22 protein-coding genes are annotated in these 24,684 nt (G+C 60.3%); 8 read left to right on the top strand and 14 right to left on the bottom strand.

Going from position 1 to position 24,684, the window contains the following annotated elements; translation table 11 throughout:
* Positions 1 to 7: 7 nt before the first annotated feature.
* From ACSYDW_RS18775 to ACSYDW_RS18760, 4 genes are read right to left on the bottom strand one after another with little or no spacing between them, the layout of a single operon-like run.
* A complete protein-coding gene (locus ACSYDW_RS18775) occupies positions 8 to 568 on the bottom strand; it encodes a hypothetical protein (protein WP_438340256.1) in 561 nt (186 codons plus the stop codon).
* Positions 568 to 1,689 (bottom strand): transglycosylase SLT domain-containing protein, encoded by a 1,122-nt coding sequence (locus ACSYDW_RS18770; protein ID WP_438340255.1) that lies wholly within the window; start codon positions 1,687 to 1,689, stop codon positions 568 to 570. Before ACSYDW_RS18770 ends, ACSYDW_RS18775 begins: the two co-directional genes overlap by 1 nt.
* Before the next feature lie 13 nt (positions 1,690 to 1,702).
* Positions 1,703 to 3,163, bottom strand: a complete 1,461-nt coding sequence (locus tag ACSYDW_RS18765; protein ID WP_438340254.1) for a hypothetical protein — start codon at positions 3,161 to 3,163, stop codon at positions 1,703 to 1,705.
* Complete coding sequence (locus ACSYDW_RS18760; protein ID WP_438340253.1) at positions 3,153 to 3,410, bottom strand: helix-turn-helix domain-containing protein; 258 nt, start codon at positions 3,408 to 3,410, stop codon at positions 3,153 to 3,155. The genes ACSYDW_RS18765 and ACSYDW_RS18760 overlap by 11 nt, the downstream gene beginning before the upstream one ends.
* 202 nt (positions 3,411 to 3,612) lie before the next feature.
* On the opposite strand from ACSYDW_RS18760, the gene ACSYDW_RS18755 reads away from it, so the two are divergent.
* The 7 genes from ACSYDW_RS18755 (at position 3,613) to ACSYDW_RS18725 (ending at position 11,642) form a co-directional block, all read left to right on the top strand.
* On the top strand, positions 3,613 to 4,236 hold the full coding sequence (locus tag ACSYDW_RS18755; protein ID WP_438340252.1) for a DUF6668 family protein: 624 nt from the start codon (positions 3,613 to 3,615) through the stop codon (positions 4,234 to 4,236).
* 13 nt (positions 4,237 to 4,249) lie between these two features.
* Positions 4,250 to 4,531, top strand: a complete 282-nt coding sequence (locus ACSYDW_RS18750) for a hypothetical protein (protein WP_438340251.1) — start codon at positions 4,250 to 4,252, stop codon at positions 4,529 to 4,531.
* A gap of 38 nt (positions 4,532 to 4,569) precedes the next feature.
* Positions 4,570 to 5,271 (top strand): DUF8175 domain-containg protein, encoded by a 702-nt coding sequence (locus ACSYDW_RS18745; protein ID WP_438340250.1) that lies wholly within the window; start codon positions 4,570 to 4,572, stop codon positions 5,269 to 5,271.
* A gap of 101 nt (positions 5,272 to 5,372) precedes the next feature.
* Positions 5,373 to 6,803: a RodZ family helix-turn-helix domain-containing protein gene (locus ACSYDW_RS18740; RefSeq protein ID WP_438340249.1), complete on the top strand. Its 1,431-nt coding sequence runs from the start codon at positions 5,373 to 5,375 to the stop codon at positions 6,801 to 6,803.
* Complete coding sequence (locus ACSYDW_RS18735) at positions 6,803 to 8,314, top strand: SCO6880 family protein (protein ID WP_438340248.1); 1,512 nt, start codon at positions 6,803 to 6,805, stop codon at positions 8,312 to 8,314. Before ACSYDW_RS18740 ends, ACSYDW_RS18735 begins: the two co-directional genes overlap by 1 nt.
* Positions 8,314 to 9,903: a putative type IV secretion/conjugal transfer ATPase gene (locus tag ACSYDW_RS18730; RefSeq protein WP_438340247.1), complete on the top strand. Its 1,590-nt coding sequence runs from the start codon at positions 8,314 to 8,316 to the stop codon at positions 9,901 to 9,903. Before ACSYDW_RS18735 ends, ACSYDW_RS18730 begins: the two co-directional genes overlap by 1 nt.
* Positions 9,903 to 11,642 carry a type IV secretory system conjugative DNA transfer family protein gene (locus tag ACSYDW_RS18725; RefSeq protein WP_438340246.1) on the top strand — a complete coding sequence of 580 codons (1,740 nt, stop codon included), beginning with the start codon at positions 9,903 to 9,905 and terminating at the stop codon, positions 11,640 to 11,642. The genes ACSYDW_RS18730 and ACSYDW_RS18725 overlap by 1 nt, the downstream gene beginning before the upstream one ends.
* 113 nt (positions 11,643 to 11,755) lie before the next feature.
* Here ACSYDW_RS18725 and ACSYDW_RS18720 read toward each other — a convergent pair whose 3' ends face one another.
* The 6 genes from ACSYDW_RS18720 to mobC all read right to left on the bottom strand — a co-directional run bounded on the left by ACSYDW_RS18720 (position 11,756) and on the right by mobC (position 16,583).
* Complete coding sequence (locus ACSYDW_RS18720) at positions 11,756 to 12,262, bottom strand: hypothetical protein (protein WP_438340245.1); 507 nt, start codon at positions 12,260 to 12,262, stop codon at positions 11,756 to 11,758.
* Entirely contained in the window at positions 12,250 to 13,284 is a 1,035-nt protein-coding gene (locus ACSYDW_RS18715) for a hypothetical protein (protein ID WP_438340244.1), read from the bottom strand. Before ACSYDW_RS18715 ends, ACSYDW_RS18720 begins: the two co-directional genes overlap by 13 nt.
* Before the next feature lie 112 nt (positions 13,285 to 13,396).
* Entirely contained in the window at positions 13,397 to 13,858 is a 462-nt protein-coding gene (locus ACSYDW_RS18710; protein WP_438340243.1) for a DUF4913 domain-containing protein, read from the bottom strand.
* Positions 13,855 to 14,673, bottom strand: a complete 819-nt coding sequence (locus ACSYDW_RS18705) for a hypothetical protein (protein WP_438340242.1) — start codon at positions 14,671 to 14,673, stop codon at positions 13,855 to 13,857. The genes ACSYDW_RS18710 and ACSYDW_RS18705 overlap by 4 nt, the downstream gene beginning before the upstream one ends.
* A 78-nt stretch (positions 14,674 to 14,751) precedes the next feature.
* Positions 14,752 to 16,254: a relaxase/mobilization nuclease domain-containing protein gene (locus ACSYDW_RS18700; protein ID WP_438340241.1), complete on the bottom strand. Its 1,503-nt coding sequence runs from the start codon at positions 16,252 to 16,254 to the stop codon at positions 14,752 to 14,754.
* Positions 16,251 to 16,583 (bottom strand): plasmid mobilization relaxosome protein MobC, encoded by a 333-nt coding sequence (mobC, locus tag ACSYDW_RS18695; protein ID WP_438340263.1) that lies wholly within the window; start codon positions 16,581 to 16,583, stop codon positions 16,251 to 16,253. Before mobC ends, ACSYDW_RS18700 begins: the two co-directional genes overlap by 4 nt.
* Positions 16,584 to 16,904: 321 nt before the next feature.
* On the opposite strand from mobC, the gene ACSYDW_RS18690 reads away from it, so the two are divergent.
* Positions 16,905 to 17,171: a hypothetical protein gene (locus ACSYDW_RS18690; RefSeq protein WP_438340240.1), complete on the top strand. Its 267-nt coding sequence runs from the start codon at positions 16,905 to 16,907 to the stop codon at positions 17,169 to 17,171.
* 438 nt (positions 17,172 to 17,609) lie between these two features.
* Here the strand turns inward: ACSYDW_RS18690 and ACSYDW_RS18685 are convergent, their stop codons facing one another.
* From ACSYDW_RS18685 to ACSYDW_RS18670, 4 genes are all read right to left on the bottom strand, one after another.
* The gene (locus tag ACSYDW_RS18685) at positions 17,610 to 19,817 is read right to left on the bottom strand and encodes a tetratricopeptide repeat protein (protein ID WP_438340239.1); all 2,208 of its coding nucleotides are present in this window, start codon (positions 19,815 to 19,817) and stop codon (positions 17,610 to 17,612) included.
* Positions 19,818 to 20,479: 662 nt separating this feature from the next.
* Complete coding sequence (locus tag ACSYDW_RS18680; protein ID WP_438340262.1) at positions 20,480 to 21,046, bottom strand: recombinase family protein; 567 nt, start codon at positions 21,044 to 21,046, stop codon at positions 20,480 to 20,482.
* Positions 21,047 to 22,341: 1,295 nt separating this feature from the next.
* Complete coding sequence (locus ACSYDW_RS18675; protein ID WP_438340238.1) at positions 22,342 to 23,643, bottom strand: MFS transporter; 1,302 nt, start codon at positions 23,641 to 23,643, stop codon at positions 22,342 to 22,344.
* Positions 23,627 to 24,316, bottom strand: coding sequence for a metalloregulator ArsR/SmtB family transcription factor (locus tag ACSYDW_RS18670; protein ID WP_438340237.1), 690 nt, complete (start codon positions 24,314 to 24,316; stop codon positions 23,627 to 23,629). Before ACSYDW_RS18670 ends, ACSYDW_RS18675 begins: the two co-directional genes overlap by 17 nt.
* Positions 24,317 to 24,684 lie beyond the last annotated feature (368 nt).

Below are 24,684 nucleotides of genomic sequence, written 5' to 3'. Positions count from 1 at the left end.
CCCGGGGTTACTCACCGGAGGCGGTGTAGTCCCTGATTTTGTAGGGGGCTTTGTCGGTGAAGGTGAAGAAGAACGTTGTTTCTCCTTCACCGGCCCCGGTCTCGCCCTCTGCGGTGACCCATTGCCAGGTTGCGGTGACAGCGATGCTGTCTTGCTCGTGGTGCGCGGATTCGATCTTGGCGGTGGGTTGGCTGGTGGCCTTCTTGGCGGCTGCGTTCAACCATTCCTCGCCGGTTGCCGGCCTCTCAGGTGCTATGACTTCCTTGGCCCGTTCTGCGGTCATGAGTTTGCGGGCGCGCATTTCTGCGTCGGTGCGGTTGAAGTCCTTGGCCGGGTGCCAGGTCGTCATGATCCTGGCTGCTTCAAGGGCAAGGGCAGCTTTCGCCGGATCTTCGCTGGCGTGGCCTTCCCCGGGTGCACCGGAACTCGGGCTGGGTGTTGCCGTCACTGTTGGGGTTGGGGTGCTGGCCGGCGGCGGCCCCGGTTCGTTGTCGGGCGGGTTGCACGCGGCCAGGCTCAGCGTGATCCCCAGGAGGGCCGCGGTGATCATGGGTTGTTTGTGGTTCATCAGATCTTCACCTTTTGCTGTCGCAGGATCGGTAGCGGGTCAATGGTCTTGCCGTTGTTGACTGCCGGGCGATCAAACACGGAGGTTTTGGGGTCGTTGATTTGGAAGTGCACGTGGATGCCGCTGGAATTGCCGGTGGCACCGGGCTTTCCCAGGGGGGTCCCTTTCTTCACGACGTCTCCGGTTTTGACGAGTAGCGAATGGTCCATGGCCTCGTGGAATTCAAAGACGAGGTAGGGGGCTTCGGTCATCTGGGCGAAGATGTAGTTGCCGTAGAAGCCGTAGAGCTTGTCCGGGGAGCCGACGCTGACGTAGGTGATTTTCATGTCGGTGGGGGCGTAGAAGAACGGTTCCGACCCGGCGAGGTCGATTCCCTCGTGGTACATCAAATACGGTTGCCCCGCGCAGCTGGACAGGGGGCACGGCCGTGGGCCGAATCCGGAGGTCAGGCGCGAGGCGGGTAGCGGGTGCGCCCATTCGCCGGCTTGCAGGTCCCCGAAGTCGAAACCGCCCGGGGCCTCGCAGGTGGAGGAGAACTCCAGTTGGGCGTTCTTCAGGATCTTCTCGACGTATTCCTCGGTTTCGGCGAACGGTGGGATGCCGCCGTATTTCTGGACGTTGCCGGGGCCGGCGTTGTAGGCCGCGAGGGTGAGCTTGAGCTTTTGGTTCTCGTTGGTGGTCAGCTCGGCCACCAATTCGGCCAGGTGCTTCATGTAGCGGCCCTGGGCGTCGATGGAGGCGAAGGGATCATGGATGTCTTTTCCGTTGCCCCAGGCGGCCCAGGTTCCGGGCATGAATTGCGCGATCCCCGCGGCCCCCACCGGCGATTGTGCCTTGGGGTTCCAGTTGGATTCCTGCTGGATCTGCGCGGCCATGATTCCCACGGGCAACCCGGCGGTCTTCGCGGCCTTTTCGATGGCTTCCCGGTACTGTTCCGGGATGCTCACTTGTGGTTTGTCGGAGTCACCGGCTGGTTCGCCTTGAACAACGCATTGGCCGTTCGGGTCCACCGGGGGTTCGTCCTGTGCACCCAGGAAGATGATGACCGGGGTGATCACGATCAACAGCAAGGCCAGCAGGGCGCCGATAACGAGTTTTGCCGGGCCCCCGCTTTCCTCCATGCCGACTCACCCCTTACCGTGTGCGGTTGGAGCGGTAGACGACGGTGTTCTCCAGCTGCGTTGCCACCAGGTAGACGGCATCATCGGTGACCAGTTCCGGGGCCGGGTCCTCGGTGCGGTAGTTGTCCCACGTCTGCATTTCGGCCTCGGGGTGGGCCAGGTCCATGGTGACGGGGCCGTTGGTGGTGTTTGCGTAGAGGGTGGTTCCGTGGATGCTGGTGATCGATGCCGATTTCAGGTCGACCAGGGACGGGGTGCTTCCGTAGTTCACCCCGAGGGTGCCGATGGCCGCGGTGCGGGCGTTCCTGTCCACGAAGAGGCCATCGGATGCACTCGGGATGGCGCGTGGAGTGGCGGTGGCTACGAGCGTCCCGGTGGCGGTGTCGAGCACTCCGACCAGGTCTGTTCCCTCGTCCCAGGCCAGCAGCAGGTGCGACTCGTCGAGCGTCCAGACGCGGCTTGGGTGCCCTGTGGTTCCTGTGGGGGCGGAGAAGTTTTTCTCGGCGGTGACGGTCCCCTGATTGTCGAGGGTGTAGATCTTGTGTGCGCTCAGGGTGGTGATGTTGCCGCCGGCGGTGGTGGCCAGGACGGTGGAGCCGGGGGGAATCATCACGTTGTGGAGCTTCCCGGCCCCGTCGGGGAGGCTGATGTACCAGTCGCCCAGGTCGATGTAGGGCAGGCCGGTGTCGGTTCTGGCGGTTTGCCCGGGTTCCAGGGCGATCGCGGTGGGGGAGACGCTGTAGGTGTCGGGGGGCATTGTGGTGGGCCAGAGGCGCAGCTCCTGGCCCACCACGGCGGCATACACGTCCTGTCCGGCCCAGGATGTTTCATGCATGTCGTGCAGGTTTTCGGGGGCGCCGGTGCCCCGCCAGACGGGTTGCCCGGTCTCGGGGTTTCGTGCGGTGAGCGTCCCGTCGGGGTCGGCGGTCATGAGTCGGTCTGCACTGATCAGGTTCACGGTGCTGCCGGTGGCCGCCGGGTGGCTCCAGGCAGCTGTGGGTGCGTGCTGCGGCGGCGGGGCCGCGGGAAGGGTCGCCCCGACGCCCTGGGGGGCGTAGGCCGGTGATGGTGCTGCTGGTTGGTTGGCGATGACCACCGCGGTGGTGACGCCAGCGAGGGTGAGCATGGCGAAGGTGCCCGCCCCGACGACCATGAGGCGCTTGGTGCGTCGTGTGGTGCGTTCCTTGCGCAGCTTTTCCGCTTCGTGCTGTTCGGAGAGGTCCGTGACCTCGCCGGTGGCATCGACGATCATGTCCCAGGCGTTGTCCGTGGAGGCGTCAAGGGCGCGGACGCGCACGACGCCCAGGTGGTGGCGGTGGAGTTTGGCGACAACTGCCGCGATACCCGCTGCGACGAAGTCTTCGTCGTCGGCTGGGGGTACCGCGGCTCCGTCGAGGGTCACGGCCTGGCGGTCCGCGCTGATTTGCAGCGTGTAGACGGGGAAAGCCGGGACCTTCTCGGGATCAGTCGTCATCTACCTCACCGCTGGCTGGGTCGCTGGCCGGGTCGTTCAATTCGTCGCTGTGGAGCAGGAAGGAGCGCAGGTCCTCCTTGCGGAAGCGGCGGATGCGGGGTCCCACCGAGATGGATTTCAGGCCGAATTTTTGGCTCCATTTCAGGATCGTTCCCGTCTTGACGCGCATGAGTTCGGCAATCTCTTCGGTGGTAGCAAGGTCCGGTAGTTGCTCCAGAAGGCTGTCGACTGCTGCGGGATCGTTCATCTTCACTTCTCCAATGTGCGTGATGGATGCTAATCGCGTCAACGCCTTTAACGCTACTTTGGCAAATATGTACTTTTGTACACATTTGCCAGTTTAGGGAGTTGTAGGTCGTTTAAAGCGTAGATATTGTTTAGCGCCCGTGTTTATGCTGGGGTTTGCAAGAACAGTTTATGGCGGCGAAAACGCTTAGGAGAGCGGTTCTATGTCTGGCGTGTCAAACCCTTTTGTCCCTCACCAGCAGAAGGACGCCGAAACCGCTGCCATCGACATCCGCGATGACCTCATGGGGGCATCCCTGGTAGTCAACGGGCCAACGCATCCCGGCCTGTCCCCACACCTTGAAGCCCCGCCCGTTGCCTGGGAAACCCGGAATGTGGGTCCCCTTGAAGGGGTGGCCGTGATGGGGCTCCACGGGGGAGCCGGCGCCACAACAATCGCATCACTGCTGGGTTCCGAAGCCACCGAGGTAGGGCGGGCCTGGCCCCTCTCCCACAACGCCTGGACGGACAGCCCCTGGCCCATTCCGGTGATCGCCGTGGCACGCAACGACCACTCGGGGCTGCGGGCCGCCGAAACCTTCATCAGGTCATGGGCCACCAGGCAACTCACCGGATCCCGCCTTTCGGCGCTGGTCCTGATCGACGCCGGCCCACGAACCAGCGAGGCACGGAAAAAGACAACCAAACGCCTGCTGCGCATGGTTCCCCGGGGCACGCACCTTCCCTGGATGGATTCATGGCTTGATGCCCCACCGGACCCGGCACGGTTGCCGTTGCGCCTCAAACGCATCATCAAACTGCTCAACACCCCAGCGACAACACCCTGAGAGAGGAACCACCATGTTTCTGAACGTTCTCACCACCGGCATAAACATTGCCGCGAGCATCCCGAACCCCACCCCGGAACAGCCCCCGGGCACCGAGGGATTCACCACGATCCTGAACTGGATTGCCTGGGCCGTGATCATCCTGGGCGTCGCCGGTTTCCTGTGCTCGGCCGGCTTCCTCGCCTTTGCCTCGTTCACGGGCCGGGAAATCAACGGCTTCAAGGGGCTGATCATTTCCTTGATCGTCTGCATCCTGGCAATCAGCGCCGGAACGATCATCAACGTCTTCGTATAGGCCACCGACACAGAGCATTCAGGAAGGGAAGTATCCTCATGGCCGAGTCGGATCCATTGGGAAGAAACTGGAAGCTGTGGGGCGGCATCCTGGCGTTCATTGCAGCAGTGGTCGTGCTGGGACTCATCTTTGTCCCCCGCGCGGCCCCCGTACCGGAAGCCGCGCCACCCACAACCCCCGCACCAACGGCACCGGTGGAATCAGCCCAGCCCACGGCGTCCCCGTCCCGACCACGGGCCGGTGACTGCCCGGCCCTGAGCACGGACACGGACTTCCCCAATGACGCACCTGCAACCGAGTGGAAACGCCACCCCGCAGGGATGCTCCTGCCTGTCTCACCCGAGCACGGGCCGGCCAAACAGGACGGGGATTTCTGGCGCTGCTTCAGCCACACCCCCAGCGGTGCCGTCATGGCAGGAATTACTTTGATGTTTGACTTCTCCACCGGTGGGGTCAAAGATGCTGCCGCTGATTCACCTGCCCGCGACGATTTGTTCAAAGAACAGCAGAACGCAACCACGAACCTCGAGTATCCCGCGATCACCGCATACCGTGTGATGAACAGCAGCGACGCACAGGCTTCCATTGAGTACCTCACCAAATACGGCGATCAGTACGCAGCCATGCGTACTGACCTTGTCTGGAGCCCAGCCGACAATGATTGGCGCTTGGATTTGAGTGTTACGGAACCAGATTGGAACCTCGTCAACGATCCAAGCTCCTACACAGATTTTAAGTAGGCAATCCCATGGCTGAGGCAAAAGAATGCTCGTGGATCGACGTTGGGTGCAAAATCGGTGAGGGGCTAGGCAATCTTGCCGATAGTGCGATTACCGACTTCGTGAAGTCAATCTACGACGGTGCGGTGGCCTTCGTTGCACAGGTCTCGACGTTCTGGATGGACTCACCCAGCCCCGACGTCTCCAACGGTGCGGTCCTGAGCCTCCGAGCGGACATGTCTTGGTACGTGGCAGGGTTTGCAATCCTCGGCTTCCTGGTCGGCCTGGTCAGGCTCGTCCTTTCACAAGATGTGAAGGGAAGCCTGATCGGCATAGCAACACCGATCGTGAACCTCATCCTTGCCACAGCCGCCTACGCCACCGGCATTGGCCTCCTGCTGACCGCTTCGGATGAGTTCTCCAAGTGGATCATTGAACGATCCACGGGCGGCGAGATCGACTTCACCCAGATGCTCACGACAAGTTCGGCGTTGATGGCCAGCCCCGGCACGGCATTCCTGCTGTTCATCCTGTTGCTGCTTGGCGCGATCATCAATCTCTTGTTCATGTATTTCCGGGACGTGATGTTCCTGATCCTCTCCGCCTTCATCGTGGTGTTGGCTGCTGCCAGCGGCTCGGAGCAGGGCCGCCAGGCGTGGCGCAAGGCCAATGGCTGGCTGATCGCCTTGCTGCTTTTCAAGCCCGTCGCCGCGGGCATCTACGCCCTCGGTTTCCGGATGCTCGTCAACGACAACGGCGCCGGCGGGGAAGAGGTCTCCATTGAGGATGCGATGCATTCAACGCTCATCGCATTGCTGATCCTCTTGCTTGCCGCGTTGGCGTTGCCGGCGCTGATCAAGTTCATTGTCCCCGCCGCCGGTGTCGGCGCCGGCGCGTTCTCAGGCGGTGCAGCCCTCGGGGCCGGCGTCACGCTCGCGGCCGGGGCCGCGGTGCTCGCCGCCGGCGGTGCCGGCGCGGTTGCCGGTGGCGCTGCCACCGCGGGCCGTGGCGCATCTGCAGGTGCCGGGGCAACTGCAGCGTCAAGCGGCGGCGGCGCCACCGCCGGCGGGGCCAGTGGCTGGCCAGGCGGTTCTTCCCCTGCTCCTGGTGGTGGTAACCCCGGTGGCGGGTCGGGCGCCTCCCAAACAATCAGCAGCACCGAGTCGCCCGGCGGCTCCGACTCAGGAAGCGAGTCCGAGGCTCTGAGCGGCGGCACGGGAGCCTCGGCAGCCAACGCACCAAGCAATGGCTCAACCGCATCCAGCGACCCTGTTTCCCCAAAGCACGGCGCAGGGGCCACAAACATCTCCGACTCTCCTGGCGGGGCCAACTCGAGCGGATCGGACGCCCACGGCCCAACGGCGGTTTCCGCAACCAACCCGGCAGGTGCCAAAGCGCCTGCCGGCGGGCAGAACCAGCAGCCGCCAGCGGGCGGCCCCTCCGGAGCCAAGACCCCCACCCATACGGCAACCGCAACCCAAAAAATGGGTGAACTCAACCATCTGGCACAGGGCGCCAGCCCCAACCGTTTAGTGGAAGAAGGCGATGAGTAATGGCCCAGGCAGAGGTTCGGATCGAACCGAACACCTTTGGGAACTTCACGGTGCCCCGCCGTTCCGGCCTGATGGGGCTTTCCATGGGCCACAGCCTCGCGCTGGTGCCGATCATCCTCATCGTGATCATGCTGGCTGCACGGGGCTGGATTCTCGCCTCGGTCATCCTCATCGGCGCAGCAATCCTCGGGGTGGTGCTGCTGAAAGTCACCAAAAAACAAGGACGTTCAATCTATGGGAGACTCATGCTTCGGGCAGCCCAGCGCAGGAAAGTAGCCACCAAAACCCACGTGTACCTGTCCGGCCCGGCAGGGTTCACGCCCGATGGCCAGGTACGACTTCCCGGCCTCATGGCCAAGTCCCAACTCACCGAGTCCGTGGACTCCTACGGCAATCCGTTTGGGCTGATCCGGCTATCCTCGCGCGGCCACCACAACTATTCGGTGGTGCTTGAGTGCTACCCCAACGGAGACAGCCTGATCGACCAAGCCGACGTTGATAACCAGGTGGCGCACTGGGCCAACTGGCTCACGCAGCGCGGGTTGGATGAGGGCATTCGCGGGGCATCTGTCACCCTTGAATCCTCGATTGATTCCGGCCTGCGTCTGCAAAAGCTCCTGGCCGACAATCACCGCGACGAGGCACCGGACTTCGCCAAGCGCGTGGTTCAGCGGATCTCCGAAACTGACAACTCCAATGCGCCGGAACTCGTGGCCCGTATTTCCCTCACCTTCGACGGTCGGGATGTTGACGGCAAGGGCGGGGATCGCGGCATGGAAGAGATGGCCGAAGAAATCGGCAACAGGCTTCCGGGTATCGTCTCGGGATTGGCCAACACCGGGGCTGGTGCGGTTCGCCCGTGCGGTGCCCAGGAAATCATTGATTTCACCCGCGTTGCCTATGACCCGACGACAGCCGCCGCTGTGGAAGAGGCCCAGACCAATGGCGGCACCGGCTTGGGCTGGGAAGATGCAGGCCCGTCCTTCGCCCTGGATGCGTTCGACCACTACCGGCATGACCGGGCCGTGTCGAAAAGCTGGACAATGTACGAAGGCCCGCGAGGGGCCTTCACCTCCAACTCGCTGGCCCGCCTCACCGCCCCCAGCGCCGGGGCGCTACGCAAGCGCGTGACACTGCTCTACCGGCCCATCCCGGCAGACCAGACCTCATCGGTGGTTGAGAACGAACAGAAAGACGCAATGTTCTCAGGCTCCCAACAGCGCGTGTCGGTACGTGCCCGGCAACGCCTGGCCGCAGCCCAGAAAACGGCCCAGGAAGAAGCACTCGGTTCCGGTCTGACGCGCTTTGGCCTGATCGTGACCATCACCGTCAAGGATGCCGAGGACCTGCGCCGCTTTGACCGCACGGTTCCCGGCATGGTCAGCCACGCCAAGTTGCGGGTGCGCGAGGCACTAGCAAACCAGGCGGTGACGTTCCAGGCCGGGCTGCCCCTCGGTGTGGTGCTACCCGACCACATGATGCTTCCCGACGAAATCAGGACGTGGTTCTAATGTCTCTCGACCAAAAAGAAGTCACCCCGGCCCCGGAGCAACTGACCCTGACCAAACGCGATGTGGCACGGCTCGAACGGCTGGCCAAGAAGGCCGCGCCGAAGCCACGGAAGGCACCCGGGCTTTTGGCTCGCCTCATGGCCGAAGGCGCACAGTCCCGCATGACCCCCGGCGCCACCGGGTGGAACCGTCGCGGCGGCGGGCCGGTCAACTACATTGAACCGCCCGTGGAGATTCAAGGCTCGGCTGTCCAGGTGTGTGGTTTCTGGCCCTTCGTCAACGGTGCCGGTATGCCGACCATCGGCGTTCCCCTGGGCCGTCACCTGCTGCGCAACACACTGGTCACCGGCGACCCCGTGTCGTGGTTCCTGAACGGGATTATCTCGAACCCCTCCGCTTTTGTGCTCGGGCAGCCGGGCTTGGGCAAGACCTCGTTGGTGCACCGGTTGATTGCCGTGCTTTCTGCTTGGGGAGTCGTACCCATGATCCTGGCCGACTCACGCCCCGACTATGTTCCACATATCCGCGCCCTGGGTGGGCAGGTCATTACGTTCTCCCCCGGCCAGGGACATTTGAACCCCTTGGATCTGGGGCCGCTGGTGGCCAGCCTGCATGAGATTGAGGATGAGAAGGCGCGCGACATTGCGATCAACGAGATGATCAGCCGTCGCCGCTCCCTCATGGAGGGCATTGCGGCCATGATGCTGGGCCGTCCCTTGAAGCCGCACGAATCAACGTGCCTGTCCGTGGCCATCAATACTCTTGACCCGAACCTGCAGAATCCTCCGTTGCTCGGTGAGCTGGTGGATTTCATCCGCTCACGCCCTGAGATTCTGCGCCAGAACGTGTTGGCCTATGACGATGACCGTGAATACGACCAGCGCCTCCAAGCCCTGCTTGATTCGCTGATCAATCTTGGCCCCTCCGGTGCTTATGGGGACATGTTCGCCAGACAATCGGATGCGCACATCATTCCCGGGGTCCCGGTGGTGTTCGATATTTCCGGTGTGAATGAGAATGACAGCGTGTTGGTTGCCGCCGTCCAGTCCTTGTGCTGGAACCTTGGCTCGGCCACGGTATCGGCCGAACAGCACTTGGCCAGCGCGGGCAAACGCAAGCGCCGCACCTATTTCCTGGTGATGGATGAGCTGTGGCGCATCCTGCGCGCCTCGGATGACATGGTGCACTTCATTGACACGATCACCCGCCTGAACCGTGGGCGGGGCATTGGCCAGGTCATGATCACCCACACCATGAATGACCTACGCCTATCCAAGGAGCACTTGACCGCTACCGCGTGGGGATTCGTGGAGCGTTCGGCCATGGTGTTCCTGGGCGGGCTGGCGCCCTCGGAAATGGGCAACCTCGAAGAGGTCTTTGCCCTGTCATCGAAGGAAAAAGCCTTGATGACCGACTGGACGGGTGAAGCCGTGGTTGACCCCAAGACCAACAAGGCAGACCGCCGCCCCGGTGCCGGACACTTCATCATGAAGATCGGCAAGAACCCCGGAACCCCGTTCGTCACCAACCTCACCGACCTCGAATTCGAAATCAGCGACACAAACCGCGCTTGGGAGATGGTGCGCTGATGATCGGCACAGACCCCCGCTCCGGGCGCAAGAACCAGCCAGCAAACGACGAAACGCTGTGGATGATCGGTGGCGGCGTCCTGTCCCTGGTCATCGTGGGCGTGATGCTGTGGACGCTCGGGGCGATCCTCGACCCGAGCGTTGAACAGACCTCCAACAACCCGATCCAGCTGCTCATGGATCAGGGCCGCGGATACTTGCCCGTCGGCGGCATCCAGATCCTCGTGTTTGCTCTGGGCATAGCGCTGCTGGTGGCAATCACGATGATGCTGGTGGTGGTCTACCGACGTAGCAATAAGCACCGCTCGCGCGTCGATCACCTGGCCAGGGAAATGGCGCATTCCAAGGATTTCGCGGAGCTGGGCGCAGCCGCCGCCAAAGCGGACATGCAACGCCTCGGCGCTGAAAAGGCCGGGGTGGGTGTTCCCCTGGCGGTTCTGGTCAACAACGGCAAGCCGCTCTATGGCTCGTGGGAATGGGTACAGATCTGGTTGATGGGCCCTCGCGCCGGTAAGACTACCTGCGTCTGCATTCCGCAGATCCTCGAAACCAATGGCCCCGTCCTGGCGACCTCGAACAAGCGCGACATTGTGGACATGACCCGTGGCCCCCGCGCCCGCGTGGGCACCGTCTGGGTGCATGACGTGCAGGGCATCATCGGTGAGGAACGTTCCTGGTGGTGGAATCCGCTGTCATTCATTCACGACATGGAGACTGCCGAGAAGCTGGCCGACGTGTTCGTTTCCTCGGCCACCGACGCCGGGGCCAAGCAAGACGCCTACTTCGAGTCAGACGGCAAACGCCTGCTCTCCCACCTGATGTTTGCCGCCTCGGTGGGCAAGCGTCCCATCACCGATGTTTTCCTGTGGGCACAAGACCCGGAAGATATGAGCGCGCGCGATATTCTCCATGACGGTGGATTCGTGGCGTTGGGCCAGGCGCTGGAACAGATCCAGAAACTCACCCCGAAGCAGCGGGACGGCGTGTATGGAACCATGCGGCCGTGGGTGAACGTGCTCTCCTACGAGCAGGTTGTTCCCTGGCTTCGCCACAACGGGGCCAACCGCCCCGAGTTCAACCACAAGGCATTCGCCAACTCCACGGACACCCTGCACCTGGTCTCCAAGGAAGGCGGCGGTTCCGCACGCGCCATTACGGCCGCATTGGTCATGGCAGTGATGACCGAAGCCGAAAAGACAGCAGCCACCCAACCAGGGGGCCGGCTAAAGACTCCGATGATGGCGGTGCTCGATGAGGCGGCCAACGTGGTGCGCTGGCGCGAACTGCCCGACGTGTATTCCCACTACGGATCGCGCGGCATCATCGTCTCCACGTTCTTCCAGTCCTACAGCCAGGGCGTGGAAGCCTACGGGGAGAAGGGCATGTCCAAGCTCTGGGGCGCGGCGAACATTCGTGTTGCAGGGCGCGGACTCTCAGACGATAAGTTCCTGCCGTTCCTCAGCCAGCTCATTGGCGACAGGGACGTGATGAAACGTTCCTCAAGCACCAGCAACAAGAGCGGGCGCTCGGTCTCCAGCTCGATGCAACGCGAAAAGACCATGGACACCTCCGACCTTGCGGCATTGCCCAAGGGCCGGGCCATACTCACCGGTTCGGGAATGCCAGCGGGACTGATCCGGCTACAGCACTACTCCGAAAAGCCCTACGCCACCGATGTGGAGCAGTCCAAGGAATACTACGAAGGCTTGGCCGTCACGCAAGACATGGCGATCGATTAGAAACCAAAGGACCCGCAATCAGGGAAGGTGAACCTGGTACGAATGAGTGAAGCTCAGGCCATCGGCCTGAGCTTCACTCATTCGTACCAAGAGCATGGGTACCTAGAAGGGCGCTAGTTAGCGCCCGAACTGTTATGCAATATTCTTGAACCCACAAGCACGACGAGTCCGCCTAGAGAAACCATGAGGCTTGCTGACAAGAGGATGGAGAGCCCTTCCGGAATCAAGACTGTCGCATCGTCAACAGCGACTACCTTTTGCATGGCGGATCCCATCGCTGATGAGATCCCGAGTGAAAGCAGTGCTGGGGTCCCAATGCAAAGGAGGAAGTATCCCGCCAACGTGGTGGGATGTGGTGCGATCCAGCGGGGAAGCAGAATAATCACGCACACAGCTGCGGCCCATAAGAGGAACCAAACGCCAATCCCAACAAGCGAACCGCTCTCGAAGCTTTGATAGGCAGCCGCGATATTGGCGTCAACAAGTTTTGGTTGTTGCCAGAGCACGAAGAAAAGAGCTGCAACCATGCTGGGTATGGCGCAAGCCAAGCCCAGCGCGGTCGTGGAACTACTCCTGCGCTTCGTTGTTTGGATGTCCCTAGAGTCCTCTACCAATTGCATACCTTGCTTGGTTGTTTCCAGTATTTGGCAATTCGAGCGCGCCAGTTGGAATTCTTTGGCCGTTGCCACTCAAGATCAAAGGTACCCCACTCCATCAGCCCTCCTGCTGCAACGTGGCATTCCCACTGCTGCCACATGGTGGTGCTTAGGGTGTATTTGCTGTATCGGGTCTTTAGGAGGTTCCAACCTGAACTAAGGAACTGGTCGGCGGCGAAAATCGCGTCGTGTCTTCCCCATCCGGAAAGACTAATTGAGAGCTGGTTCATCTTGTAGGACTTGTTGTAGTGCCAATCAGTCCAGTTGAAAAGCTGCCACCATGCGTAGTAGATCCGGGGATCTGCGACGATTGGGTAAGCGAAATCTCCGGCTTGGTGGTCAACCTCTTGAATGAGGTTTTGCCCGTCAATTACATACCGGGTGGGGACTGCCTGGCCTTCAGCATCGATGGCCCAGGCAGGCATGATTGCGCCCTCTTTTTCACCCGCAGCGTTGAGTAGAGAGATCCCGCCACCGTCAGCGTCCTGCTGTAAGGAGTAATTGTCGGGAAGCCCTAGTTCGTAACGGTAACTTCCTGGAGCAGATTCTTCATTGATCGTCGTTGTTGCACGAACTGAACCGTCATCAAGGGTTTGGATACCAGTGTCTACCGCTCCTTCAGGGTCAAGGAAATGGACTGTGCCGTCATCCCCAACTTCTCCTTCGACAGCGTCATCGGCTGATGGCAAGGTGAACTCGAAGTGCATTCCTTCTTCACCACCGTCCAGCTCGACAATGGGATTTTCAGTGGACTGTTCCACCGTTACGCTGGCGTCTTGGACGGTCGTTGTAATTTCCCCGCTGTTATTGATAGTCGGGTTGAGTACTTTCGCGTTATCTTCGTCCAAGTTCTCGACAGCAGCCGAGATCACGCTTGTTGCGCTGTCGATGGTAGTTGTTTTTTCTGGTCCGGATTCCACGGGTAATGCGCTAAGCCCAACAAGGAGGGAGAGCGTCGAAACCGTTGCGATTCCTTTAATTAACATGTGTCCCCAATTTTCAGCCAAAGGTTGATGAGAAAGTTATCATACAGATTCTCATATAACCTGTCACCAAATGCTCTTTTGGCCTCAGTATCCAATGCACAGGGTGTTGGATTCACGGCGACTCGGCAACCGTGGCCTGTCGGAAATACCCTGGCGGGGCGTCCCATACGGGGAAGGTTTCCGGTAGCTCGGTGTGCGTGGTCTTGTCGTAGGCATGGAACGGGCCATCCATGGCCGTCAGGCGATCCATCATCGTGTAGAAGTAGTCCCGGTAGAACACCAGGATTTGTTGTGGCCCGTCCCAGCGCATTTGTTCCCACGACTCCCACAGCGCGGTAATCACCGAATACGCTTCGGGGTAGTCGTACCAGTTCGGTGCCCATTTCCTGGTCGAACCAAGCTTGCGCAGGTATCGCGGCAACGCGTAACCCTGCAGCCACTGTTCGGCATCCGCATACATGAATGGCCGCTCTGGCGTTGCCTCGTCCGTGGCTTCCCCTGCATGGGTTTCTTGCTCCGCTGTGTCGTCGCCGTCTAGATCCATGCTGTCTGTGCCCGGAGGAATCTCAATCATTTCGATAGCTCCTGGCTCTGTCCGCGCTGTGCCCCTGCCCCAGCCAAAACCTTCTTGCGGTTCTTCATTGCAGCCTGCGGGTTGTGGGTGGTGGGGGCCTTGGGGAAATCGGCGTCCTTGCCGCCCTTTTCCTTCCACACGGCCAGCACACGGGCTGGTGCGGCACTTGGCTCGTTGTCGGGGCGATCCGTGGGATCGTCGCTGTGCCTCGTGGTTTCCTTGGCCTCGTCGGCTTGGGTGTGCTTCGCGTCCTGCTGCGTTTCGGCTTCCGCTTCGCCGGCCCGTGCAAGGTTTGCTTGCTCGTCCTGCTTCGCGGCGGCTGCTGCCTGTTCCAGCTCGTGGGCGGTGTCCTTACCGTCCTCGACGCCTGCGCCCGTCTCCGGCACCTCTGCCCCGGCGTCCTTGCCCTGCGCCTCGGTATTGAGTTGCTGGATGTTGAGTCGCTGGCTGGCCAGGTAATCATCCAGGGCATCACGCAACGCCTGGTGCCTCTGCACGGTGGAATTGGGGTGGTCGCGGTTGATGTCCTCGATGTTGATTCCATACTGGTTGCGAATCCGGTCAGCGCCCACCATGAATGCCTGGGAAGCATCATTGTGCTTGAGAGCCAGCTCGCCGGCCACTGTCATGCGGTCGGCAATGGCTTCGCTGCTGGCGTGCTTCCAAAACGATGGTGAGGAAAGCTCGCGGCGGATCATCTCGGCCACACCACGTTCGCGCGCAACCTGTGCGCTGGCCTCGGCCTGGCTCATGTTCGCCCGGCGTTGCGCTTGCTCGGCGGCTTGCAGCCCGGAACCCATGATGGCGCGGGTCATGTTGCCGAACTCCTGGATGATTTCCGATTCTTCTTGATCAACCATCGTGCTCACTCTCCCTGATAGTTTGGCCCTTGCCTAGCGTTCGTATCCCTGGTCTTGTCCCGCCTCGGGTTGTGTACCGGCGTTCCACTCCCGGTAGGGAACAGTCGGCGCCTTGGAAACAGCAATGCTTGTTGCTTCTTCCTTGTGGATGCGCTGCATTTCCCTGTTGATGATTCCCTCAGCGTCCTTCAACAAGCGGTCAACGTTGTTTGAGAAGTGTGGTCGATCCTGGCTCATCTGGTTCTCGAGCATGACCCGGCCCAGGCGTCCTGCCTGCTTGGCCACCGCGACCCAGCCCCGGCCCTGGCCAGCGGCAAAGCGCTGGTTCATGCGTGCCGCATACCGGAGGTTCCCCGAACCCTGCGCAGCGCGTGCATAGGACTCAGAAAGCCGTTGGAATGTGGCTGGCTTGTTGCGCTCGAACTGCAAGGACAAGCGCGCGTAGATGTTCGCCAAGGTATCCGGCCCGGTCTTGTGGCTCATCATCCGTTCCAGTTGCTCGTTCGACACCGGATGGGCGACAGCCTTACGGCGTTCCTGCCCTGCATTCGAAGAATGCAGGGACGCCAGGTAGGCGTCACCGGCCTCGCGGTTGGCATTGCCGAAACGTGCGTGAACGTCGTTCCAGGCAAGTGTCGAATCGAGCTTGCTGGGTGCGTACCAGATGCCGCGCTCTTCCGTGCCACGGCCTCCAAGGGAAACCTTGTACCCGCGCACTTCGGTGTTTGAACCCGGATTGAAACTCGGGGCCACCTGCACACCCAAATCCTGGGCGTGACGCAAATACTCTTCGGCATTGTTCGAGGTTGAAAGCGCAGCGCGTAGGCGGCGGCGCAGTTCGAACTTATCCGACAAAACGTTGTTGCCGCGATCCGCACGCGCCCGCTCGGCTGGCTTCTCACCGGCCAAACCCTTGCCGTGTTCCTGGGACTCCAAGCGGGGCAACCCGAACTCCTTCTCAAGCTCGCGACATACCGTCTGTGCACGGTGGAAGTCGTTGTTGATGTTCGCCTTGGTTCCGTCCTCGCGGATCAACTGAACGACAAGGTGGATGTGGTCGTTGCCGTTCTTGGAAGCTCCGTGATGGATTGCCGCCCAGCGCGAGGACTTCGCGCCATCGGGATCAATGAAACCCATACGTGAAACGAACTCCGTGGCGATCTTTTCCCACTGTTCATCGCTGACCCGTCCATGCCCGGCGTCAACGGCCAAGGAGCAATGCCACACATGGCCAGGCTTGGAACCAGTGCGGATCTTCTTGCCTGCCTCGTCCGTGAGGAACCCGCCGGATTCATCGTCACGTGCATACACGGGAACGTTGAACTCGGCCTCATGAATGCGGCGTGGCTGATCGAGCATGTAGCCGATCTCGAACGCCTGGTTAGCGTCCAACGACGTGCCAACCGGAATGGCAAAAGTCACCCGGTCATCACCCGCAATCAGGTGCGGGTTCTCGTGTTCGTTCGAGCGTCCCGGCCCGACAAGGTAGGCCATCACTCCGTTCATGCGTCCACCGCGAACAACGTTGGGGATCATGACGGTTCACCAACAACCTTCAACGATTCCAGGGTCTCATCAATCCTGTTGACCGATGCACGCAACTGCGCCAGCGCTGCATCAAGGTCACCTTTGATTTCGCCGGTTGCGTTCGCTGCGCGGGCAATCTGGTTGATGTTGTTTCCAACGGCAGCGAGGCCGCGTTGAAGCTGAAACAGCGCCGTCAAAAGATCGCGGCGTTCGGTGAGCGTTTCACCCTGAAACGACGAAAGCGTTGACTCAACCAAAAGCCGCTGGATGCTAACGCCAAGCTCGTCGGCGTGGATCTTCAAAGCGGTCTTTTCGACCAGCGAGAGCTTCAACTGCACAGGATGCTTTCGGCCACCGCCGATGTTGGTCTGTCGCTTACGTTCACGCCCAACCGCCACCGCTTCATCCCTTCGCCCAGTGCAACCCCGCTCGAACCATCAGGTTCAAGTGTCCCACGCCAGCGAAACGCAGTAAAGCGCAAAAGCCGACTTAGCTATGCTAAGTCTATAGCTTGCTCCGGTGAAATCGGTGCCAGCTCAACTCACCAAGTGCCGAAAACGTTGGTTTGAAACCTCGAAACGACTAGTCTGTAAAAAGCCACAGGCGGTCAGAATGACCCGACCGACCAACGCGACAATATGAGAAACGAAGTGAAACCCATGAGCGACGCAGCCGCCCGGATTCTCGAACAACTGCAAGCGCAAAACGATCTGCGCATGGAGGCAGCAACCGACATTGCAAATGCCGTCTCGGCCCGCATCGAGGCCGAACACAAGCTTGAAGAAGCGCAGAACGCCGAAAAGCTGGCGTTCACCGCCGCTCTCAAAAAGGGATGGACACAAGCCGAACTCAACAAGCTCTCGGCAAAGCCTCGTCGTCGCATCAAGAAGGACTCCGGAACGCCCGTCGAGGAACCGACTCAGTAACGTTCTCCCAAGGAAAAATGCCGGTGCAGATCCTCTCGGATCTGCACCGGCATTTTTCGTTCTACTCTCTTTCCGTTGCCCCCTGTCCACATGTGCACGGCAAAAGATATTTCCTTCGGTCTTTTCCCGCACACATGTGGACAGCGGTGCCCAGGGGAACACCCGTACACAAGCCGCAAGTCACCTTTCGCGCTCATCGCACCACACGTTATCGCGACTCGTGCACGGCCTCTGAGAGATTCATCCTGGCTCAAAGAAAAGCTACACAAAGGGTCAAAACCCAATAGCGACGGCGCCTCACGGGGTCGGCAACCAGCATACGAAATTGAGGTGGTGATCCTTATGCACAAAAGGCTTTCTCCAGTGATTCTGTCTGAATCTTGGATCCAGAATCCTAAGACGAAGGCTATCTCGGCGAGAGAAGCTAAAGATCGTTTTTCAGCTGAGGATACGAACCTCGGTCGCCCTAGGACCCTTAGCGGCACCAGGGTCAACTTTGAAGGCTGCTAGCCGGTTTATGTCTACGTCCGCCCACTCTGAGCGGACCAACAGGGCGTTGTGGTGGAAGAAGTAGTCGCGATCGTTGTAATTAATGAACGCGAAATGTTTTTCTGGGTCCGTCTTTACAATGATTCCAACTTTACGGTCAACGCCCCTAGGATCGATCTCCAGGATCAGAGCATCGAGTTGCTTGCTAAGAGTTTTGGCGCGTCGAACCAGATAGTCTTCGGACTCCCCCTCGGCCTCCACCCGTCGGCAGCCGTCAGCCAGGCGCGATATCCAGTCGCATCCGGTGGCAGGGATGAGGGTCAGGTCAGCTGAAACTAGCGCCTCTGTCGCGACGTCTGTCAATTCCAACGCATCGCCCAGACGCCCATCCCATAGGGACGTCTCCACGCCAAAAACGGCTGAGCGCATTAGGTGCAGCATGATGAATCGAGAGCCGCCAGAGGCCGCCCCACGTTGGATTTGCCCAACACACGTATCGAGGCTCTTCGCGTAGTCTCCGGCCAGAAAGTACGCACTCGCTAAGGCTTCGAGCACTTCCTCGCTAGTGCCGTCCAACCGAGCAGTCCTTTGCAGATAGTCGAGAGCAGCTGGGTAGTCGCCTACCTCTTCCAAAAGATACTTACCAAAGTGGTAATTGATGATGGGCGAGTCTTCCGTGAGTGAGAGAGCCGTGGTGAAAGCATCTGTAGCCGCGGCGGTGTCTCGTCTCTGGACATGTATCGACGCTTCTAGACGCCACGCCTCGTAGTAGGAAGGCGATAACAATTGAGCCTCGCGACATTGCCCCAAGGCCTCGTCGAGGGAGCCCTGACTGACAAGTCGTTGGGCATCGACTAGCATCTTGGCCGCAGGGATATCGTGTGGACCCCGCGTATCGATCGAGCGGGGATCGTATCGACTACTGAAGGTCATTGATTTAAGATCCCGCCCGATACGGGAGAGTTCCTTGGAGCGTTCGGTAATTTCCAGTCGGAAACTTGATTCGATTGGCTGGTTCTTTGCCAGGTACTGACGAGCAAATTCTTCCGTCTGATAAATACCTTCGAACTCATCAAAGTTGGATCTCTTCATAGAGATGAAGTTCGTCTTCATTAGTTCAAGGAGCGTCTCTTGGATTTCAAACGCAGAAAGATCGGATATGAAGGCAAGTTCAGCTTGCCCTCGTTGTCCTTGAACTACCTGTAAAGACTGCAGCACAGTACGCGCCTTTGTGCTCAACTGGTCAAACACATTGGACATACAAAAATCGAGCAGCAGCGTGTTGTCACTAAAAAGATCTGAGGGCCGTTTTCCTGCTTCAACGCCAGAGACTAGCCACTTAATAAACAACGGATGTCCATTTAGCCGGTCGACAAACTTGTCAATACCCTTCGCATCTAGGGTCTTGAGAACTTCTACATTGCGAATCGATGCTAGTGCTCGCAGGAACCGACGTGTTTCCTCATTGCTTAGAGGACCTAGCTTTACGGGATTCTCAAGGCCTAAGCCGATACGACTAGTGACAAGTACTTTGCTTCCGGGCGGAAGGCCTAGAAGAAAGTCCCTCAGTCGCTGGTCTGAGACCGTCTCAAGATTGTCAAGGACGAGGAGAATTTTGAATGCGGCAAGATACTGCAGAACTTCGTCGGCAGCTTCTTCTGAAGTTGCTTGAGGAATCCCCAGTTCGCCAGCCGCAACCTTGAACAGACCCAAGGAATCCTGAATTGCACCGCTGATGTTGACGATCTCGGTCGTCGTTAGGGTTGTCGCCTTCGCTGAAGCCCAGACGATTGCCTCAAATTCGAAGCTTGGGTCGTCTAGAATGTCGTACGCAGCCTTCAAGGCAATAGACGTCTTGCCTATGCCGCCGTCGCCAAGAATCGAGACGACAGGCCAAGCACTTTTAAGGGCTTGCTTGATTCGCTTAAGCTCACTCTTGCGGCCATAGAATCCCGTCTCGTCAAAATCCGGGAAAGGTAGGTTGTGAAATGGTTGTCGAATGGGGTCAGATGGCAACTGGATCGTTAGCCCAAGAACATATGACGGGTCATTGCGGAGACGGGCCACTGTATCTCCGAGAGTCTGCCAAGAGGAAGGCGCATGATGCAGCAGGTCGGTAGCCACGTCCTGTAGAACTGAAAAGTCGTTGATCTCCATGGGACGCGTGTGAGCCACGCGATTGCGTATGGCGGTGACGTCCTGCAAGCGAGGCGCAACCGTTGAAAGCGATTCCTGAACGCGTGGGCCTAGTTCATTCTTGTGTCGAAGCAAGATTTGGTATGAGTCTGCAAAGTCAAGGAAATCGACAAGCAGCGAGGGGCTGACATCATGACTTCCTCGCTCTCTTCCCAGACGACTCGTGGCGGCCTCAATTGACTCGCTAGGCCACTCCGCTCCATCTGGAAGTCCCAAGATCAATGTTCTGCAGTCTGCCTCTATGGCAGAAATAAGAGCAAAGCAAGTAAGTCGAGTCGCGTTGAAGCTCATGAATCCCCCTTGATTAGATGAAATGAGGATACCGCTGCGTTCGACTATGACAGAAATTGCGATTGTCACGTAGCAGTAGTCGCATCGGAAGCTATGGACGCCCGAATAAATACGTGCTGTTTCATAAACAAGTCCTCGGAAGAGGCTCACAAGCTCGCGTCAAATTTCCAACCGTGTCGCTCCGTTTGCCGGCGACGGCAGCCGCGACCCCGGTGACCCCACCCTGTTGCTTCATGTCAATACCTCCGCGAAGGGCAATATGTTGCCTCAGAAGGAAACCTGAAGAGTCCCGCAAATCTTGCCGCCATCTTATGTGAGGCAGCACCGGTGATTCATTCGCCGCCGAGGCTCAGGTACCTGTAGACCGTCGCACGGCTTGCCCCGATGACCTTCCCGATGTCGGCAGGTTTTAGTCCCTGGTCCTTCAGCTCACGGGCGCGTTTGACCTTCACATGCTCCGTAGTGACTTCCCGCCGCCCGGCTTTCCGTCCGTGTTCGGCCGCCGCAGTCATGCCGGCCTTCGTCCGCTCGGCCAGCTGGTCGCGTTCGAGCTGGGCAAATGCCGACATCACGGTCAGCATCGCCGTGCCCATAGGGCCGGTGGTGGCGATCCCCTCGGTCAGCGAGCGGAAATGGATCCCGCGGGATTCCAAATCGTCGATCAGCGCAAGGAGGTTGCGGGTGTTGCGCCCCAGCCTGTCCAATTTCCACACCACCACCTCGTCCTGGCCCGGGCGCAAATGGTCGAGCATCCGATCCAGCTCGGGCCGGCTGGCCCGGGTCCCGCTGACCCCGTGGTCAACAAAGACCCGTTCGCACCCCGCCTGCTTCAAGGCGTCCATCTGCAACTGGGCATTCTGGTCCACGGTGCTGACCCGCGCATAACCGATGCTGGCCAATGCCACTCCCCCACAGTCTCGTCAAAGGTTAAATTTCAGTACTCTTGGGAAATTGTACATGAGACATATTGTTGAGAATTTGGCCAACTTGAAAATTCAATAATTTGCAGCGGTTCGATATCGGCCCTCCAACCAGCATTTCAGGTCTCAGCAAGGGATCCTTTGCTGAGACCCCGGACCTGCCTGGAGTCGCCACGAAACACTGGGAACCACACCGCTCAATAGTCCGGCTCATGGTGTTTGCATGTACGCTTCGCCACCCGCTGACCGGGCTTTTTACGGGCGGGGTATACGGGACGGTCGAAACCTCAGTTTCCCAACAATCCTTGTCAACGCATCGGATGACCGCTGGAGGACCGCATACGGACACGGGGGTGCCGTGCAGACGAGTGTTGACATTCCGTGCAGATGACTTCTGAAATCGACACTCATAAACCTCTTCGCGGCAACTCGTTGGGACACTTTACGGCACGACGACTTTCCGAGACATTTGGTGCCCCGCCATCCCGGGCCAGACGATTTACGGATTGGACCCCATGCCAATGTCTCAAAAAGCTTAGTTTTTTGAGACAACAATTTCGGACAGATGAATTTCCAGTAGGCGCCTGAATCGGTTGGCGGGTGGAGTCGATTGGCTGTTCACGCACCATGATCCATATCTCTCGAGAATTTGGCATGCCACGGTGAACTTGCTGAAGGGCTGCAGCACACAAATTGGGACCAGTTCATCCGGTGGCGGGTATTCGCATCGGCCGCGGTATCGCCTGACGCACCCCTCGCCGACCCCATGTCCGATATTCTGTCCCCGGACTGGCTGGAAGCCAGACATGGCCCGGGGCCGGAACCCGATGTTCCATTCGGTTCGGCGCACAAGGCGTCCGGCGTTATCACAGCTGCCCTCTCTGACAACCCGTCGGAGACATCGCAGGCATACACCCCCCTCAGCTGGCGCCGCCAGGCACACGGGAGTGGGCTCCCGCCCAGCTCACAAGGTCCTCGGCAATGAGCCGGGGCGGAGCTAGTGCTCCTACTTACCCACCGACGCATTCATTCGTTCGGCCCTGATGCGGATGGAACGGAGGATCGTCATTCCCGTCATGCTTCCCACCAACACCACGGCTACCGCCGCGAACCCTGAATAACCAATGCCGGAGAGGATCAGCCCGGCGAGGGCACCGCACAGGGCCCCAACAAGTTCATGGTCAGGTCGGAAAGGCCCTGGACCTCGGGCCGTTCATCCGGCGCGACCGCGTCGGTGAGGAAGGCGGAACCGGAGATGATGGAGGCGGACCACCCTAGCCCCCAGAAGGATCAGGATGGGAGTCGGCGGGCAGTGTCTGCCGGCTGCGGGCCCAGAGCAGGACCGGAATGAGCAACAGCGCCAGGACGCCGCCGGCGATGGAGAGGGTGCTGTAGCTGGTGGTGGCCATGACGACGCCGGAGACCGCTCCCCCGCCGGCACCGGCGAGGGCGATCAGCACGTCGATGGCGCCCTGGGTGCGGGCACGGTTGGCGGGCACAGTGGCATCAACGACCAGTGCCGTGCCGGAAATCAACCCGAAGTTCCAACCGATACCCAGCAGGGCCAACGCGAGGATCAGCAGCCCGAGTGAGTCCGCCGGCGCGATCGCCGCGACGACACCCGCCATCAGCAGTGTCACCCCGGACGCGACCGCCATGGGCACGCGCCCTACCTTGTCGACGAGAATCCCAGTCACTAGGGAGGGCAGGTACATCGACCCGATATGCACTCCGATGACAATCCCTACCTCTCCCAGCCCGTGACCATGTGCGCGCATGTGGATCGGGGTCATGGTCATGATCGCGACCATCGCGATCTGCGTCAGCACCATCACCGCAGCCCCCACGTAGACGCCGGTGCCCGAGCGGGGAACCACCCCGGGACTTGTCTGAAAGGCCTGTGTTGTGAGGCCCACCTGTCGGGCCACCAGGAAAGGGTCAGGGCGGAGCAAGGTCAGCAGCACCGCACCGGCCGCGAGATACGCGACACCGGCCAGGAGGAAGGGTCCCGCAAGCGGCGGTATCCCCCAGCCAGCGGCCAGGGTGCCAAGCGGCTCAACCAGATTCGGGCCGGCGACCGCACCCACCGTGGTGGATACCATGGCGATGCTCACCGCGGTACCACGCTTCGTCGGAAGGGCCAGATCCGTACCCGCGTATCGGGCCTGTAGGTTCGTGGCGGTCCCTGCGCCATAGATGAAGAGGGAGACGAAGAGCAGCAGAACACTGCCCATGACGGCCGCGGCCACGACGCCCGCAGCTCCCAGACCGCCGGCGGCGAAACCGAGACCGAGCCCGAACCGCCGGCCAGCCCGCTGCGTGAGCCGCCCCACCAGGAAAGCCGCCAGTGCGGACCCCAGGGTGAACAGGGCCGTCGGGGCTCCGGCAAGACTGTCCGAGCCCAGCATGTCCTGGGCCAGCAAGGCCCCGACCGTGACACCGGCAGCAAGACCGGCCCCACCCAATATCTGGCTGATGACAACGACCGTGAGGGTGCGGCGCTGGAGTTGCCTGCGGACGCCCTCATTGGAAGCCCCCGACCGGGCCACCTCGAGTAGGTCAGGCGCTCTGGTCAAGGCGATCCTCCTTCGAGGCGCGCCACTCGATGACTCCCTCATCCATGGCCTTCGCATCGATGCCCTGGTCCCGGAGCCACGCCGCAGCTTCCCGGGCCATCCGGCAGAATTCGCCCCGGCAGTACAGCACCACCTCCGCGCCTTCCGGGATTTCCCTGAACCGTGCCGGCAGTTCATCTACCGGAATCGAGAGCGCCCCCGGGAAATGGCCGGCCTCGAATTCAAGGGCAGGACGTACATCCACCACCGTCATACGGGATGTCACAGCCGCAGGATCAATTAGTGGAACCGTCCGGTCTCCAGGCACCTGGCCCATGTACTCCGTCAACCTGTCGCGCAGCTCAGGGGACCGCAGCAAACCCACCCGCTTCGCGGCCAGATACAAATCCACGACCTCCGGGCCGGCCAGCCGGTAGTGGATCGTCGTCCCCGCGCGGCGGGTTTTCACCAGCCCAGCCTGTTTCATTGTCTGCAGACCGGCAGACACAGTCGTCATTCCCATGCCCGTCATCCTCGACAAGGCATCGACCGAATGCTCCCCCTGCGCCAACACCTCCACCAGCTCCAGGCGCCGGCCGTTGGCCATAGCCTTCACGACGTTAGCCAGTGCGTCGTAGACCTCCAGCTTGTCCACCGTATCGTTATTCCATGCATCCATGGAATAACGATACATTAAGATCCATCAGGACATCGCAGGGGTGGATTGCTGACCGTGATCCTCTCGATCAGCTTGTGACGCGGACCACGGCCGGTACCAGAGCGCTTCGGGTGACGTCAGCCCCGGCGGCCGCTCACTTTAAGCAGATACACAATGAGTGATCGCATCCTTGCGAAAAGGGAGTCGTAGGCCTCGGGAGGGACTGAGCGCGTGCCCGGTTTCATGGTGGCGGATCATGAAGTCGTTACGCGTTGAAGGCGGCCGGCTGCTAACGGATCTTCACGGACACGGCTTCGGTTTCCCTGGAGTCCCGACCCGAACTGGCCAAGGTGCTGGACCAGCTCCGTCCCGGAGACACCCTGGTCGTATGGCGTGGCTGGACC

It is taken from the genome of Paeniglutamicibacter selenitireducens (genome assembly GCF_051550675.1).
Lineage (GTDB): Bacteria > Actinomycetota > Actinomycetes > Actinomycetales > Micrococcaceae > Paeniglutamicibacter.
Note: the sequence above shows the minus strand (reverse complement) of the source record. Positions and strands in the feature narration are given on the sequence as shown.